This window comes from Methylobacterium tardum, from assembly GCF_023546765.1.
Classification (GTDB): Bacteria; Pseudomonadota; Alphaproteobacteria; order Rhizobiales; family Beijerinckiaceae; genus Methylobacterium; species Methylobacterium tardum.
This window is the reverse complement of the sequence record NZ_CP097484.1, coordinates 5,428,122-5,443,526: the sequence shown is the minus strand read 5'-3', so window position 1 is coordinate 5,443,526 and position 15,405 is coordinate 5,428,122. Positions and strand designations below refer to the sequence as shown.

General features: G+C 69.8%; 14 protein-coding genes and 1 pseudogene. 4 read left to right on the top strand and 11 right to left on the bottom strand.

Annotated elements, in window-relative coordinates:
• Positions 1-158: 158 nt before the first annotated feature.
• Positions 159-527, bottom strand: a complete 369-nt coding sequence (locus tag M6G65_RS25960; protein WP_250103064.1) for a hypothetical protein — start codon at positions 525-527, stop codon at positions 159-161.
• A gap of 351 nt (positions 528-878) precedes the next feature.
• Here M6G65_RS25960 and M6G65_RS25955 point away from each other — a divergent pair, with 351 nt between their 5' ends.
• Together M6G65_RS25955 and M6G65_RS25950 are read left to right on the top strand one after the other, a co-directional pair.
• Complete coding sequence (locus M6G65_RS25955; protein ID WP_238198486.1) at positions 879-1,415, top strand: DUF2059 domain-containing protein; 537 nt, start codon at positions 879-881, stop codon at positions 1,413-1,415.
• Between the two features lie 284 nt (positions 1,416-1,699).
• Entirely contained in the window at positions 1,700-2,014 is a 315-nt protein-coding gene (locus tag M6G65_RS25950; protein WP_238198484.1) for a response regulator, read from the top strand.
• A gap of 262 nt (positions 2,015-2,276) precedes the next feature.
• Here the strand turns inward: M6G65_RS25950 and M6G65_RS25945 are convergent, their stop codons facing one another.
• The 6 genes and pseudogenes from M6G65_RS25945 to M6G65_RS25915 all read right to left on the bottom strand — a co-directional run bounded on the left by M6G65_RS25945 (position 2,277) and on the right by M6G65_RS25915 (position 9,581).
• On the bottom strand, positions 2,277-2,561 hold the full coding sequence (locus tag M6G65_RS25945; RefSeq protein WP_238198482.1) for a hypothetical protein: 285 nt from the start codon (positions 2,559-2,561) through the stop codon (positions 2,277-2,279).
• Between the two features lie 137 nt (positions 2,562-2,698).
• Positions 2,699-3,019: a hypothetical protein gene (locus M6G65_RS25940; protein ID WP_238198481.1), complete on the bottom strand. Its 321-nt coding sequence runs from the start codon at positions 3,017-3,019 to the stop codon at positions 2,699-2,701.
• 386 nt (positions 3,020-3,405) lie between these two features.
• The gene (locus tag M6G65_RS25935; protein ID WP_238198479.1) at positions 3,406-3,555 is read right to left on the bottom strand and encodes a hypothetical protein; all 150 of its coding nucleotides are present in this window, start codon (positions 3,553-3,555) and stop codon (positions 3,406-3,408) included.
• Positions 3,555-3,809, bottom strand: a complete 255-nt coding sequence (locus M6G65_RS25930; RefSeq protein WP_238198477.1) for a hypothetical protein — start codon at positions 3,807-3,809, stop codon at positions 3,555-3,557. Before M6G65_RS25930 ends, M6G65_RS25935 begins: the two co-directional genes overlap by 1 nt.
• Before the next feature lie 1,234 nt (positions 3,810-5,043).
• Positions 5,044-8,237: pseudogene (locus M6G65_RS25920) on the bottom strand (efflux RND transporter permease subunit).
• A gap of 102 nt (positions 8,238-8,339) precedes the next feature.
• On the bottom strand, positions 8,340-9,581 hold the full coding sequence (locus M6G65_RS25915; protein ID WP_238198472.1) for an efflux RND transporter periplasmic adaptor subunit: 1,242 nt from the start codon (positions 9,579-9,581) through the stop codon (positions 8,340-8,342).
• Positions 9,582-9,685: 104 nt separating this feature from the next.
• On the opposite strand from M6G65_RS25915, the gene M6G65_RS25910 reads away from it, so the two are divergent.
• On the top strand, positions 9,686-10,285 hold the full coding sequence (locus tag M6G65_RS25910; protein ID WP_238198469.1) for a TetR/AcrR family transcriptional regulator: 600 nt from the start codon (positions 9,686-9,688) through the stop codon (positions 10,283-10,285).
• Between the two features lie 408 nt (positions 10,286-10,693).
• Here the strand turns inward: M6G65_RS25910 and M6G65_RS25905 are convergent, their stop codons facing one another.
• The 3 genes from M6G65_RS25905 to M6G65_RS25895 all read right to left on the bottom strand — a co-directional run bounded on the left by M6G65_RS25905 (position 10,694) and on the right by M6G65_RS25895 (position 13,889).
• Entirely contained in the window at positions 10,694-11,407 is a 714-nt protein-coding gene (locus tag M6G65_RS25905) for an SDR family NAD(P)-dependent oxidoreductase (RefSeq protein ID WP_238198467.1), read from the bottom strand.
• 375 nt (positions 11,408-11,782) lie between these two features.
• Positions 11,783-13,087 (bottom strand): TAXI family TRAP transporter solute-binding subunit, encoded by a 1,305-nt coding sequence (locus M6G65_RS25900; protein ID WP_238198464.1) that lies wholly within the window; start codon positions 13,085-13,087, stop codon positions 11,783-11,785.
• Positions 13,088-13,181: 94 nt separating this feature from the next.
• A complete protein-coding gene (locus tag M6G65_RS25895) occupies positions 13,182-13,889 on the bottom strand; it encodes a hypothetical protein (protein WP_238198462.1) in 708 nt (235 codons plus the stop codon).
• Between the two features lie 323 nt (positions 13,890-14,212).
• Here M6G65_RS25895 and M6G65_RS25890 point away from each other — a divergent pair, with 323 nt between their 5' ends.
• Entirely contained in the window at positions 14,213-14,914 is a 702-nt protein-coding gene (locus tag M6G65_RS25890; RefSeq protein ID WP_238198460.1) for a GntR family transcriptional regulator, read from the top strand.
• A gap of 10 nt (positions 14,915-14,924) precedes the next feature.
• Here the strand turns inward: M6G65_RS25890 and M6G65_RS25885 are convergent, their stop codons facing one another.
• Positions 14,925-15,341 (bottom strand): nuclear transport factor 2 family protein, encoded by a 417-nt coding sequence (locus M6G65_RS25885; protein ID WP_238198458.1) that lies wholly within the window; start codon positions 15,339-15,341, stop codon positions 14,925-14,927.
• Positions 15,342-15,405 lie beyond the last annotated feature (64 nt).

The following is a 15,405-nucleotide window of genomic DNA, read 5'->3' as shown; positions in this document are numbered from 1 at the left end:
GCCGGCGCGTCTACGCGCGCCGGGCGGCAGGTTCAACCGCGTTGATCAAGACGCGCCCGGACACGCCGCCGCGCCTCTGCCCGCCGGATTCACCACCCGTGCGGGATCGCGCCGCGCGACCGCGTGACCGAAGGCCGGCCGCCGCGACACCCGAAGCCTCAAAGGGCCGAGCCGGATGAGCGGCGGCGCGACAGGTCGGGCAGAAAAGCCGGATCGGTGAGGGCCGCCGCGAGCACCGCGAACAGGCCGAGATGGAGCCCCAGGGCCGCGAGCCCGAGATCGTGCAGCGACCACAAGCCGATGGCGCCGGCCGCCATTACGGGCGGTCCGGCGACGTAGACCGGCATTCGCCACGGGGCCGCGGGCCGCGCCAAGCGCCAGAAGCAGCCGGCGAAGGCCGCGAGCGCGAGACCGCCCTTGATCAGCGCCATGAAGCGGATCACCCGCACGAGGTCCGGATCGACGGTTGCGGCCGGGCCCCGCACGGCCGCGGCGCAGCCGACCAGAACCGCGCAGGCGGTTATCACGGCGAGGGCCGGGCGCGCGGATCGCGGCCCGCTCGGGGCGACAGCGGATGCGTCTGCGATTCGCATCGTCTGGGTTCGCATCACGGTCTCGCGCCGACGGCGTCGCGGTGGCCCGACACCGGGTCCGCCCGGACCGGCCGAGCGAGGCAGGCTTCGCCCTCACCGGACGCCGCCAGGGTGACAGTCTTGCCCGCGTCCCGCGCGATGATCCGCATCCTATCACCGCTTCGACCCGATCGCCGATCGGCGCCGCTCAATCCTGAGGTGTCATCGATTCTATTCAGAGCTGTGATAGCAGTCCTAGTCGGCTTCGAAGCGCCGGACGGCGCCGGGCCTTGGACTGGAGCGATCATGCGCCTTTCACCCTGGCTTGTCGGCCTGTGTCTCGGGGTTGCGCTGCCATGCGCCGCGAGTGCGCAACCCGCTCCGAAGCCCGCGCCCGCCGCGGCGCCGGATCCGGCCTTGCTGAAGGTCGCCCGGGAGACGGTCGCCCAGATGCAGGGCGACCGCGCCGCGACGCTCAGCTCGATGGCCGCGCCCATGGTCGGCATGATGCAGCAGATCGGCATCAAGGAGCCCGACAAGGCCCAGGTGCTGGTGCAGGAAGTCGTGATGCCGACCCTGTCGGCGCATTACGACGAGCTGCTCGACATCCAGGCCCGCGGCTTCGCCACGGTGCTCGGCAAGGACGACCTGCAGGCCATCGCGGCGTTCTACGCCACGCCGGCTGGCAAACGCCTCGCGGCCGCCCAGCCGCAGCTCGCCCAGATCCAGCTTGCCGGCATGCAGCAATGGATGCAGGCCGTGGCGCCCGAGATGCAGGGCAAGCTCATCAAGGCGGTCCAGGCGCACGGCTGGACGGCGGGGGGCCAAACGAAACCCCAGTGAGCCACACCCTGCCCTGAGCCGGAACCTCTCATCCGATCCGCGCGTGCCGGGAGGCGGCGGACGGCCGGGACGGCTGGGGAATCCGGCCTCGCCCGCGGCGAGCCGGACCGCCGCCCGGCGTGACGGCCGACAGGTCCAGAGCCGTCCCAGGCAGCGGCTGCCGGCGGCGCGGACGGTAAAAATTCTACGGCCACGCTGAAACGCGCGACGGAGGGACGCATTTCTGATCCATGTCAGGATCTCGCCCCCTCGCCGTTATCGCCGATGATGAAGCCGTCATCCGCATGGCTGCAGCCGACATGCTGTCGGCGCTCGGCTTCGAGGTGCTGGAAGCCGAGCATGCCTCCGGGGCCCTGCAGCACCTAGAGGCCTGTGGCGGCGCCACGCTGCTCTACACCGACATCAACATGCCTGGTGTAATGGATGGCTGTGATCTGGCGCACGCCGTTCGCGCGCGCTGGCCCGAAACCCGGATCATCGTCTGCTCGGGGTGCGACCCGCTGGAGGCCGCGACACTGCCCGAAGCCGCCCACTTCATCAGCAAGCCCTGCGCTGAGCGCCTCGTCCGCAAGGCGCTTCAGGCGCTGCGGCTGCACTGAGCCGAGGAGCCACGCGAAAGCGGCACGAAAAAACCCGCACCGGCGGACCGGGCGGGCTGAAGGCGTTCTTGGGAGGAAGCGCGACCATACGGCGCGTGCATCTGGTATACCAGAGCGTCCAATGCATGTCTGACCAGCGAGAGTGGGACCGGCACGGTCGAGACACCCGTCCGGGCGGGCGATCCCGGCCTGGAAACGCGGCGCGGATCGCCCTTGCCGGACAGGCTGGCGCTGACCGGCAGCGCCAGCGCAGTGCCGCCCTTCAGTAAGGATAGCCGTAGTACGGCCGCGGCGCCGGACGGTAGCGCTCCCTCACAGGCCGGCCTTGAGGGCCGTACGGTCCGTAGGCCCGCAGGTAGGTGTTGTATTCGGGCGGCGAATAGTTGCCGCTGTTCACCCCGCCGGTGCGGCCATTACCGCTGAGTTCGGAATAGGGGTTCAACCCGCTTCCGCTGTCTCCGCCGCCGCTGCCGCGTGCCAGCACGGCGCCCGACGCGCCCAGGATCATCACGGCCGCAAGCGCAGCGCGCGTTGCATGCTGTCTCATAGTGCTCTCCCGATCGGCTCTGCCCCCGCTGGAGCAGAGATGGGAGGCGCGGTCCCGGTTTGGCACCGGGGCGCGGCATGACGGCTCAGGGAGGGCTCAGCCTGAGCTGGCGGCCTCACGCCCGCCCCGTGACGGTCTCACCCGCGCTCATCGGCCCGCCAGCGGCGCGGCGGGTCGACCCAGACCCCGCTCTCCGCGTCCGGGGATTGGCTCATCACCTCCCGCTTCGAACCGGCTCCCGTTCGCGCCGCGTCGACCGCCGATACCTTGGGCGTGATCGCTCCGGTGGTCTCGGGATCCATCCAGTCCGGCGCGAGCGCAGTGCCCTGGGCGGCCTGGGCAACTTGGGCGGCCGGATCCGGCAGATTGCGCTCGTAGCCCACGACCACGGCGGTGAGGCCCACCGCGACCAGCACGAAGGCCAGTCCGTCGACGATCATGTAGCCCAGTCTCGGCATCGCACCCGCGCTCGTCCCGAAGCTCCAGGGCTACGGCGGCAGGGTTAACGATTCCTGGCACGCGCGCGCGATCACGCCGCGGCTACCGGGTGACGGCCCAGGTTCCGGATCGGCTGCCAGCGAGAGAGGCCGGCCACGATCGGTGTTCTGCCGACGATCGCGCCGTCGCGCTGTCCTGCCGCCAACGGTTGGAGGGCCGAGTCGCCCGCCGGGCCGGGCCCCTCCGACGCGCGTTCCGACCGCGGCGTCATGTGTGTCGACGGCCCAAGCGTGAGGCGCCGTCAGATGGCCGAGAGGCTTTCGACGGCGTCGCCGAGACGGGAGGCCGCGACGATCCGCGCAGCGCACGGGCTCAGCTGTCCAGCGCTCGGATCCGTCGACGAACCTCACCGCCCCAGCAACTGGTGAAGTATCAGACCGGAGAAAATGAACAGGAGCAGCATCACGTTCAGGTAGAGATGCATCCGACTGCGCCGGACGTCGAGCTGATCATCGTCGCTGTTCAGCGCCCGCTCGTACTCATAATTGCCGAACATCAGAGAAAAACCGCTTCCTGCTCCATGCGCCCGCGCGAGGTGAGGTGGACCGCGCCCAGTCCGAGGCCGCAGGCCTCGATCAGCTCGTTCTGGATGTCTTTGCGCTGCGCCTCTGTCAGTTCGGACAAGATGTCTTGGCCCTCGCGATCGATCGCCGCTGTCAGACGGCATGATGAACCCGTGATCTCGAAATCGACCAAGACTTCGCGCTCCGCGTAAGAATCAAGAGGATCGATGCACAGGTGTTTGGGCAAGTCGAATGATCCCGCGGACCCTGTCGTGAATTCTATACGCAACTTACGAGCTGGTTCTTAGCGCGGTCAATGCGTTTGATTTTCGTTTTTCGAACGACAGCGAGAAAGAACATGCGCCCATGCGCGGTGCGGGCAGCGCCTTGTTCCAAGACACGCGGCAGGGTTGCGACGCGGATCGTTTGGTAGGGGCGACAGGTCGACCCTCTGAAAGCCCCGAAGACCCGCCGGCTCGTAGGCGGACGGGACGGTGCGGCCTCTGTGGCCGCGCCCGCCTTCCGCAGCGTCCGACCATGATGCCGGCGCCCGCGCTCTTCGCGGACGCCGGCAGCTCCGGTCGAGCGGACGACGGCCGTCCCGGTTCCGGCACGGACCCTCGCGGCCCGGAAGGACCGATCCATAGCGCTGCGTCCGGCGGCGAAGCTCAGTTCTCAGGCGCCGGCCGCTATCACGCGTTGATTTGCGGCCGTGCCGGCAGCGTGCAGACGGCGCCTACAAGCCGTGCCGACGTCGAACATGCGTCCGCGCCTTCGCTCGGCTTTTCGGCCGCGCCGCCGCCTGTGGCGGTCGGGCGGGATCGACCGCAGGCGTGCCGCCCGGTGCGCCCAGCCCGCGCTCCTGTCCACCGAGGGGCCCGCCCGCCTGTGAGCCGGAGCGGTTGTATGGCGAATTGCCCTGCGCAAACGCCGGACCTGTCAGCAGCGCACACATCAGGATTGTGACGGGCGTAATCTTCATCGTGGTTCACTCCTGGATGGCTGCGCGTGTTGATCTGAGCGTCGAGGCGGGAACTGTCTTGGATGATCCCACGCGCCCGGTGAGCCGAGGCGACTTCTGCACCATGTCCGTCCGGCGTCGGGTGAACGGCGCGGGGGGGTTCATGTGTCGTGAGACCGACTTACCGGCGGTCGTGATTCGGCAACCGGGACCCTCCTGACGGGTGGCGAGCGGAAAGTTCCGTCTCTCGACACACTGTTCCTTCAGTATTGACGGCGATCAATAGAAAGCTAAATCATTTTTCAAGACCAGCACCGAACTTAAATTCGTGTTGGCCGTGAAATCGAGGATGAAAATCTTCCCCGTCCATGGCCAGCGGGCTGGGCGACGACACGCTGTCGAATCGTCGTGTCCCAGAGCGGAGTCGAGCCCGCGCGCCGCGGATCTGCCGCGATGGCCGGCACGGCCGCACATATCGGCTCGTCGCCCTGTCCGATCCGCCCGATTGCCCCGGCCGCGGCTAGACCGGCTCCGCGATGCCGCTGTCGTGTGACATCGCCGTCTCGTGGCCGTGCTGCTTGAGCGGCCTGTTGCCGCTCAAGCGACGGAGCAGGACGTAGAAGACCGGCGTCAGGAACAAGCCGAACGCGGTCACGCCGATCATGCCCGAGAACACGGCGACGCCCATGGCACGCCGCATCTCCGATCCGGCCCCGGTCGCGGTCACCAGCGGCAGGACGCCCATGATGAAGGCCATGGACGTCATCAGGATCGGACGCAGCCGGAGACGGCTCGCCTCGATGGCCGCCTGGAGCGGCGTGCGGCCGGCAAACTCCAGCTCGCGCGCGAATTCCACGATCAGGATGGCGTTCTTGGCTGAGAGGCCGACCAGCACGATCAGGCCGATCTGCGTGAACACGTTGTTGTCGCCCGCCGACAGCCACACGCCGAACATGGCGGCGAGCAGGCCCATCGGCACGATCAGCAGGATCGCCAGCGGAAGGGTGAGACTCTCGTACTGCGCGGCCAGCACGAGGAAGACCAGGAGCAGCGCCAGCGGGAAGACCCAGATCCCGGAATTGCCCGCGATGAACTCCTGGTAGGTCAGGTCCGTCCACTCGAAGGCGAAGCCCCGCGGCAGAGTCTCGGCCGCGATGCGCGTCGCCGCGGCCTGGGCCTGCCCCGACGAGTAGCCGGGAGCCGCGCCCGCGTTGATGTCGGCCGACAGGAAGCCGTTGTAGCGCATGGCCCGCTCGGGGCCGGCGGTCTGACGGACGTGCAGCAGGGCCGAGAGCGGCACCATCTCGCCCGAGCCGGTCCGGACCTTCAGCGACCCGACATCGTCCGAGCGCGCCCGGAAGGGCGCATCGGCTTGGACGCGCACCGAGTAGGTCCGGCCGAACTTGTTGAAGTCGTTCACGTAGAGCGAGCCGAGATAGATCTGCAGCGTGTCGAAGATGTCGGTCACCGGGATGCCGAGCTGGCGGGCCTTCGTCCGGTCGACGTCGGCGAAGAGCTGCGGCACGTTCATCTGGAAGCTGGAGAACAGGCCGACGAGTTCCGGCGCCTGGGCGGCCTTGGCCATGAACGCCTTGGTGGCGTCGTTCAGCGCCTCGTAGCCGAGGCCGGCCCGGTCCTCGATCTGCAGCTTGAAGCCGCCGATGGTCCCGAGGCCGTTGACGGGCGGCGGCGGGAACATCGCGATGAAGGCTTCGGGAATCGCCGCGTATTTCCTGTTCAGCGACTGGGCGATGGCCGCCCCGTTCAGCGACGGATCCTTGCGCTCGCCGAACGGCTTCAGGGTCGAGAACACGATCCCCGAGTTGGAGCTGTTGGTGAAGCCGTTGATCGAGAGGCCCGGGAAGGCGACCGCGCTCTCGACGCCCGGCTCCTTGAGCGCGATCTCGCTCATGCGGCGGATCACCTCCTCGGTCCGGTCGAGGGTGGCGCCGTCGGGCAGCTGCGCGAAGCCGACGAGATACTGCTTGTCCTGCCCCGGCACGAAGCCGCCCGGGATCTGGCGGAACAGAAGCGCGGTCAGGCCGACGAGCAGGAGGTAGACGACCATCATCGTCGCCTTGCGCGACACGGCGAAGCCGACGCCGCGTCCGTACCCGTGCGCGGCCTGCCCGAAGGCCCGGTTGAACCGGCGGAAGAACCATCCCATCAAACTGTCCAGGATGCGGGTCAGGCGATCCTTCGGGGCGTGGTGATCCTTCAGCAGAAGGGCCGAGAGAGCCGGCGAGAGCGTCAGGGAATTGACCGCCGAAATCACCGTCGAGATCGCGATAGTCAGGGCGAACTGCTTGTAGAACTGGCCCGTCAGGCCGCTGATGAAGGCCAGGGGGACGAAGACGGCGACGAGCACCAGCGCGATGGCGATGATCGGGCCCGAGACCTCGCGCATGGCCTGGTAGCTGGCCTCCCGCGGGGACAACCCGCTCTCGATGTTCCGCTCGACATTCTCGGCGACCACGATCGCGTCGCCGACCACGATGCCGATGGCGAGCACGAGGCCGAACAGGCTCAGCGCGTTGATCGAGAAGCCGAAGACATGCATCACCGCGAAGGTGCCGACGATGGAGACCGGCACGGCGAGCAGCGGGATGATCGAGGCCCGCCACGTCTGCAGGAACAGGATCACCACCAGCACCACGAGGGCGATGGCCTCCAGCAGCGTGTGGATCACCGCCTCGATGGAGGCACGCACGAACTGCGTCGGATCGTAGACGATCTGGTAATCGACCCCCTCCGGCATGGTCTGCTTGATCTCCGCCATGGTCCGGCGGACCTCGTCGGAGATCTGGATCGCGTTCGAGCCGGGCGACTGGGAGATCGGGATCGCCACCGCCGACTTGTTGTCGAGGAGCGAGCGCAGGGCGTAGTCGGAGGCGCCCAGCTCGATCCGCGCGACGTCGCGCAGCCGGGTGATCGCGCCGTCGGTGCCGGTCTTGACCACGATGTCGCCGAACTGCTCCTCGCTGCTCAGGCGCCCCTCGGCGTTGAGCGAGAGCTGGAGGTCGAGGCCCGGAACGGCCGGCGACGCGCCGATGACGCCGGCCGCGGCCTCGACGTTCTGGGCCTGGATCTCGCGCACGACGTCGCCGGCCGACAGGCCGTGCTCGGCGACCTTCTGCGGGTCGAGCCAGATCCGCATCGCGTAATCACCGGAGCCGAAGAGCTGCACCTGGCCGACGCCGTCGAGGCGGGCAGGCGGTCCTTGATGTTCAGCACCGCGTAATTGCGCAGGTACGTCATGTCGTAGCGGCCGTTCGGCGATACGAGATGCACGACCATGGTCAGGTCGGGGGAGCTCTTCACCGTGACGATGCCGAGCTGGCGCACCACCGCCGGCAGGCGCGGCTCGGCCTGCGAGACGCGGTTCTGGACGAGCTGCTGGGCCTTGTCGGGGTCGGTGCCGAGCCGGAAGGTGACGGTCAGCGTCATGATGCCGTCCGTCGTGGCTTGGCTCGACATGTAGAGCATGCCCTCGACGCCGTTGATCTGCTCCTCGATGGGCGTCGCCACGGTCTCGACGATGACCTTGGGGTTGGCGCCCGGGAAGGTCGCGCGGACCACGACGGAGGGCGGCACCACGTCCGGGTACTCGGAGATCGGCATCGCGAAGAGCGAGAGCAGGCCGCCGATAAAGATGAGCATCGAGAGCACGCCCGCGAAGATCGGACGGTCGATGAAGAACTTGGAGAGGTTCATGCCGCCCTCCGGGGGCGAGAGGCCAGAGCGGGACCGGGCGGCCGCGCGGGCCGCCGGATCAACGCGTCCGGTGAGAAGGCGAGGTGGGGCCGTGGCGCCCCGTCAGCGCTGGGCGAGCTGACGCGTCCCGGAGGCGGCGTCCTGCGGCCGGCCGCCCATCGCGACGGGTTCGGGCTGCACGAGGGTGCCGGGACGGATGCGCTGCAGCCCGTTGACCACGATGCGCTCACCGCCCGCCAGGCCGGAGGTCACGACGCGCAGGCCCTCGACGGCCCGGCCGAGCGTGACGACCCGGAACGTGGCCCGATTGTCCGCCCCCACCACGAGCACGAACTTCTTGTCCTGATCGGTGCCGACGGCCCGCTCGTCGACGAGCAGAAGCCGTCCGGGGGCGGCCTGACCGAGCCGCATGCGCGCGAACTGGCCGGGGATCAGGCGGCCGTCGCCGTTGGCGAAGGTCGCACGCACGCGGATCGTGCCGCTGCGGGCATCGACCTTGTTGTCGATGAACTGCAGATGCCCCTTGGCCTGCGTGCCGTCGGCGGTCGCCATCTCCACGGGAATGCGGTCGAGCTTGCCGCGTCCGCCCGCCGGCTCGGCGATCGAGGCGAGCGCCTTCAGGACGACCCCCTCGTCCGCATCGAAGCTGGCATAGACGGGATCGACCGAGACCAGCGTGGTGAGCACGGGGGCCCCCGCGCCGGTTGCCACGAGGTTGCCCGGCGTGATCTCACGCCGTCCGACGCGGCCGCTCACGGCCGCGCGGACCTGGGTGTAGCCGAGGTTCAGACGCGCCGCTTCCAGCGCGGCCTTCGCGGCGTCCAGGCTGGCTTTCGCCTCCTTGAAGGCGTTCGCCCGGACGTCGAGGTCGCGCGCCGTGACGATGTGCTGGTCCGACAGCCTCTGTCCGCGCTCGAGGTCGCTCGACGTCATCGCGACGCGCGCCTCGGCACCCGCCACCTGGGCTTCCAGGCGCTGGACCTCCGCCGCGTAGGGTGCCGGATCGATGCTCACCAGCAGGTCGCCGGCCTTCACCAGTTCGCCTTCGGCGAAATGCGTGGCCTGAACCGCGCCGCCGACGCGGGCGCGCACGTCGATGCGGTCGACGGCTTCCAGACGCCCCGAGAACTCGTCCCAGAGGATCGCCTCCCGCGGTTCGAGGGTCGCGACCGAGGCCGGCATGGCCTGCTCGGCCGGCGGCGTGCCGGCGACCGCCTGCGTTCCGGACATCGGCCAGAGCGGGATCAGGTGGTAGGACGCCCCTGCCGCCGCGAGGGCGAGGCCGCCGCCGACGAGGCGCCGGAGGCGGGAACGGTTCGACGGAGAATGGCGCTGCGATTCCAAGGCTGGCCCCCGACATCTGTACAGAGCGCTACACATGTCGGCATGGACGCGGGGCGTCAAGTGACTTATCTACCACTCGATACAAAAGTTGGAGTTCGCGGACAATGGTGATGGGTCGGCCCCGGTCGTTCGACACGGACAAGGCCCTCGACGACGCGATGGAGGTGTTCTGGCGCCACGGGTACGACGGCGCGAGCCTCGCCATGCTGACGAAAGCGATGGGCATCAAGCCGCCGAGCCTCTACGCGGCCTTCGGCAGCAAGGAAGGCCTGCTCAAGGCCGCCCTCGACCGCTACGCGGAGCGGCGGTCCGCCCATATGGGCTACGTGCTTGCCGGCGCCACCGCCCGCGACGTGGCCGAGCGCTTCCTGAGCAGCATCGCGGAGAGCCATACCGATCCGGCCAACCCGCCCGGTTGCCTCCTGGTCCAGGGCGGGCTCGCCTGCGGGGCCGGCTCGGAGAACATCCCCTTCGAGCTCGCGTCCCGGCGCGCGCAGACGGAGACGGAGCTCCGCGAGCGGTTCGTTCAGGCGAAGCAGGAGGGCGATCTCGCGGAGGATGCCGACCCGGCGGCGCTGGCGCGCTTCCTGTCGACAATCGCGTCGGGCATGGGCGTCCTGGCCTCCTCCGGGGCCGACCGTGACGCGTTGCGGGAGGTCGCGGGCGTCTCACTCAAAGCTTTCGGCCAGAGCCAGGGGGTTTGAAGGCCCCTCGGCCGCCCCCGTCCCTGGAACCGGTCTGGGAACGGTCGATACTCCGGTCACGCTCGCCCGCTTCGAGCATCGCGGTTGGCGGTCCTGGCATGGGCGCCATCATCACCGACGCTTCGTCCCGGGCCTGCACAGGCGCGGTCATCATCATCGGTTCTGACGCGGCCCACGCCACGCGGGACCGGAGACCGGCCCGCCATCGCGTGACGCGCTGAGAGGCGCATGCAGGGCCGCTCCCGACGGTCTCTTCGCCGAGGAGCGGCTCCCGTCGATCCGGCCGCAGGAAGCGCCCCGTTGCGCAGGACCCGCCGATCCTCGAAGACGCCGGCATCCTCGGCATCATCTCCGCCCGACCGGGATTTGAAGATCTACCATCGGGAGAATGACGATATCGGGCCCGCATCACGGCGGGATCGGCTGCCCGTCCCACGCGAAGGTCTGACCGGAATCCCGGCTCTGCAGCCCGGACACGACCCGCAGCAGATGGGCTGCACTCGCGTCGGGCGTGAACACGCCGGGCGTTCCAGCCTGCGGGCGAAACGGGTGGGACAACGCCGTCCGCACGGTTCCGGGATGGAGACCGACGACGATCAACCCCGGGTGGCTGCGCGCCGTCTCGACGGCGAGGGTGCGGAGGATCTGGTTCAGCGCCGCCTTCGACGCCCGGTAAGCGTACCATCCACCCAGGCGGTTGTCGCCGATCGAGCCGACGCGTGCGGAGAGAGCCGCGAACACACCGCGTTCGGTACGCGGCATCAGCGGCAGGAAATGCTTGGCCACGAGCGCGGGGCCGATGGCGTTCACGGCGAACACCCGGGTCATCGCGGCCGGATCCAGGGCGCGGATCGCCTTCTCCGGCGCGATATCCGGCCCGTGCAGCAAGCCGCTGGCGACGAGGACCAGCCCGACCGGTCCCGCCGTTCCGACCGCCTGGGCCGCAGCCGCGATGGACGCCTCGTCCGTGATGTCGACGGACAGGGAGCGCACAGGTTCGGGTTGGGACACCTGCGCACGCGACAGAGCGAAGACGGGCTCGTTCATACCGCCTGCCGCGAGCGCCGCAACGAGGGCGCGGCCGATCCCGCCCGAGGCGCCGACGACGACCGCGCTACTCATGCTGCCCACCACTCCCCAAAGGAACCGGCACCGAAAGGTGTCCCCACGCCGCCAGCGTCTCCAGAGAGAGCCTCACGGGATCGGTCACGCGTACCGGCCGGCCGACGCCCGCGAACCCCGGACCACCGGCATTCGGATCGATCGTATACAGGGCGAAGCGTCGAGCTGTTCCGCATTCAGGGCGGATCGTCATCAAGCCTGCAAGGCGGCATCAATATCGCGCTCGCCACGTGCGCTGTGGACCAGCAGGCCCGGCCCGTGGTTCGCCCGTTCGCCGCGATCACCGGCCGGGACGGGTTCGACGCCCTGTCCCGCCGAGCACCGGACGCGGCGCCGGTCGCGCCCCTCAGCCAAGCCAGCGATTCCTGGCCTCTGTCACGGGACGGGATGAGGGCCGCCCGCGACGGCACGCCCGGCCCGACGGCGCACCGCCTCGTGCACATGGGTGGCGAGGAGCGCGACGAGCCGCATCTCGATGGTCTCCGTGCGCCCGTGCGCCTCCTCCCGGACGACGGCCTCCACGATCGCGTCCGTCTCCGCCTCCAGACCGGCCAAGTCCGCCGCGTCGGCCGTGCGCACGGCCAACCAGATCTCCAGGAGGCGCATGACCCGCGTCGGCGGTCGCGGCGGCCGATAGCGGTGATGCAACGCCATGCCGGTCGCGCTCAACGAGGCGATCGCGCTCGCCACCAGTCCGAGCCAATAGGCCACGCTCTGGGCTTGGTCGGACAAGCTCGGCAGGTTGCCCGACAGGTAGGCGGCCGCGCCCGGATGGATCGGCAGCGCCTGGGCCTTGTCGTCCGTGTCCGGCGCCTCGATCCCGCTGAGGTCATCGTCCATGGCGACGAGCTTCGGCTTGCCGGTCAGGACCTCCCGCGTGATCTCGCCGGCGAGCCAATCCGGCATTCTGCTGCGCGCGACGAGCCGGTGACTGACCGACAGGGTCGTGATGTCGTCACTGGGCGCCGGGATCGAGCCCACGAACGCGCCTTTGGGCAGGTCGATCGTGCTCAGGACCGGGTGCTCGCGGGCAAGCGCGGCCGCCTCGTCGACCTCGAAGGTCCGCGGCGCACCGGAGCCCTTGCGCAGGGCCGTGTAGAGCGGCAGCCACACCTTGCCGGCGACGGGCGCGACGACAAAAACCGCGCCGATGCGATGGTGCCGTGCTGCGTCGGTCAGTTGATCCATACGCAGCACCTCGCGGCGCACGCTCTCGGGCGGGACGCCGTAATGCGTCAGGATGCGGTCGAGCAGGTGCGGGTCGAGCTTACGCCCATCCAGGAGCGCCACCGTTTCTCCGCGCAGCTTGGCGATGCTGTCGACGTGGCTGCCACCGGGGGCGACGAACACCACAGCGTCGCGACGGGTGATGACGAGCGTCTGTCCGTCCTGCGGAGCGGCGTCGGCGCGCACGAGGGCGAGTTGGGCCTCACCCCTGTCCAGGGCCGCCGCGGTGCCCAACCGATCCGGCGCCAGGACGGTCCTGATCCGCACGCGCGGATGCTCGGCGGAGAACAATCCGATCAGGGCCGTGGCGGCCTGACGATCCTCGGTGCTCGTCTCGGCGATGGCGAGCTTGAGCTCGAACAGCCCGAGCAGGACATGCACGAGGATCGCGCCGGCTGCAGCGGCGATGATGACGGCCAGCGCAGCAGCGGGCGCGGCGTACCGCCGTCGCATCGCTCATCCTCCCCGACTACACCGTAGCATGCTCCGGGTCGGCCCGCCTCCGCGGACTTTGATCCGGTCCTGCGGGGATGGCGCGGGTACGCGTTCAGGCCGTGCGGGACGTGCCACCCTGACGCCGATCTCCGGCCGGGGCGGCCTCCTCCCACTCGCGATCCTGCTGCGCGCGCAGAGCGGCACGGCGCGCCGCGACGACCTCCGCGTCCGTCGCGGGCGCGTCCATCGTCGCGTCCGCGGCGCGCGGAGCAGGCGCGCCGGCCACGGCCAGGAAGCGGGCGAGCGTCGCGACGAGGCGATCCACATCGCCGGACATCACGGCGCCTGTGCCCAGGAGGTCGCGGCGTGACCGGTCGGCGAGATCCGCGCAGGTCCCGCCCGCCAAGCCGAGCGCGGCGATGGCGTCGGCGCCCAGGGGCAGACGCTCGACCGGAATGTCCCGCAGCCGTCCGAGCCTCCGCGTTCCGGTGGCCCCCTCCGTGTGCACATCGCGTGCGCCCGGCAGCCACCGGGCGATCTCGTTGAGGATGAACGTCCGAACCGCCGCGACGCGGACCGGACCGAACTTCCGGATCCCGCTGATCGCCTCCGGCGACGACTGGGCCAGGTGACCGAGATCCCGGTACCCGGCCTTACGCAGACGGGCCCGCAGGGAGGCCGTCAGGAAACCGCGGCCGAAACCCGCCGTCACGAGATGCTGGAGCGTGTCGGGCGGCAGAGCCTCGAACAGCGGGAGCCGCGCGCTGACTTCGTCGAAAAGGCTATCGGACCTGACGGTGCGCAGGGATCGGCCGGGCATCATCGCCGCCGATAGGGCGCTTTCCGGATCTCCGCAACATGCGGCGAAGGCGGCCATTCCGGGTGCCTGCTTGTCCGCCGTCTGTCCGGCCGTGAACGGGCGCCATTGGCCGGACGCCGCCCGTCCGCTCCCGATAGGGTCGGTCGGAAAGGCGGACGGGCTCCGAGCCTGTCCGAAACGGCTGGCGTGACCGTTGCACCCGGAGGTCCGCTTCGGCAGACAGCGCATGGGACATCCGTCCGGGTCGCCGGAGCGGATCGCGACCCCGAGAGGATCATGACCGACCAATCCGCAGGGGCGGTGGCGCCAAGCCCGGGACGTCGATGAAGGCGCGAGACGACGGGGATCGCGTGGGCGCGATCTGCCAGGCGCTGCGGCACGCCATCGTGGAGCGGGCGCTCGCCCCCGGAGACCGTCTGCCCGAGGATGCCCTCGGCGAGCGGTTCGGGGTCAGCCGCACCATCGCGCGGCAGGCCCTGCTGCGGCTGGCCGGGGAAGGGCTAGTCGACCTGCGCCGCAACCGCATCGCCGTCGTGGCGACGCCGAGCTGGGAGGAGGCGCGCGACACCTTCGACGTGCGTCTCGGCCTGGAGCGGCTGGTGGTGCGCCGCCTCGCCGGGCAGCTCAGCCCGGAACAGCGCCAGGGCCTGCTGGACCAGATCGCTCGCGAGGAGGCCGCCCGGGGCGGGCCGGAGGCGCTGTCGATCCGGCTCGCCACCGAATTCCACCTGATGCTCGCCGAGATGACCGGGAGCGCCGTGCTGACCCGCTACGTCGCGGAACTCGGCTATCGCTGCGCCCTGATCCTGTCCCTCTACAGCCGCCCGCATTCCTCGGACTGCGCTGTCAGCGAGCACCGCGACATCGTCGCCGCCCTGGTCGCGGGCGATGCCGAGCGCGCCGCCGCGCTCATGGACCACCATCTCGACGCGGTGGCGGACCGGGCACGCATCGTCCCGCCGGCCCCGCGCGAGCGCGATCTCGCACGCCTGCTGGCGCCCTACGTCGCGGGCGGCGGGGCCTGAGCCCGCGGCGTCAGGCCGTAAGGCCGTGCTTGGTCAGCAGGCGCTCGGCGCTGTCGTTCCAGACCTCCATGCCGACGATCAGCCCGTCGCGCACGGTGAAGCGGTCGACGTAGCGGTTGCCCTCGAACGGGGTGCCGTCCGGCCATGCGCCGTACAGGGTGCCGAGGCTGTAGACCGTGGTGACGCCGTCGCCCGGCACCACGTCCAGCCGCTCCATCCGCTTCTTCACCCAGGCGTAGCGGCCGGCATTGAAGGCCGTGACCTCGGACGGATGGTTGAACACCCGGGCGCCGGTGAACACGATCCGCGTGTTCGGCGCCATGTAGCGCGCGGCCGTCTCGGGATCCGGCACCATCGAAGCCTCGAGATAGGCGGTGACGTTGGCGGCGTCGCGCGCGGTGGCGGCATCGTGGATCACGTCGGTCATGGCAGGCCTCCTGTCGGGCCTAACGTGCCGCAAAAGACCAACCGGTGCATGCGGGAAGTGTATG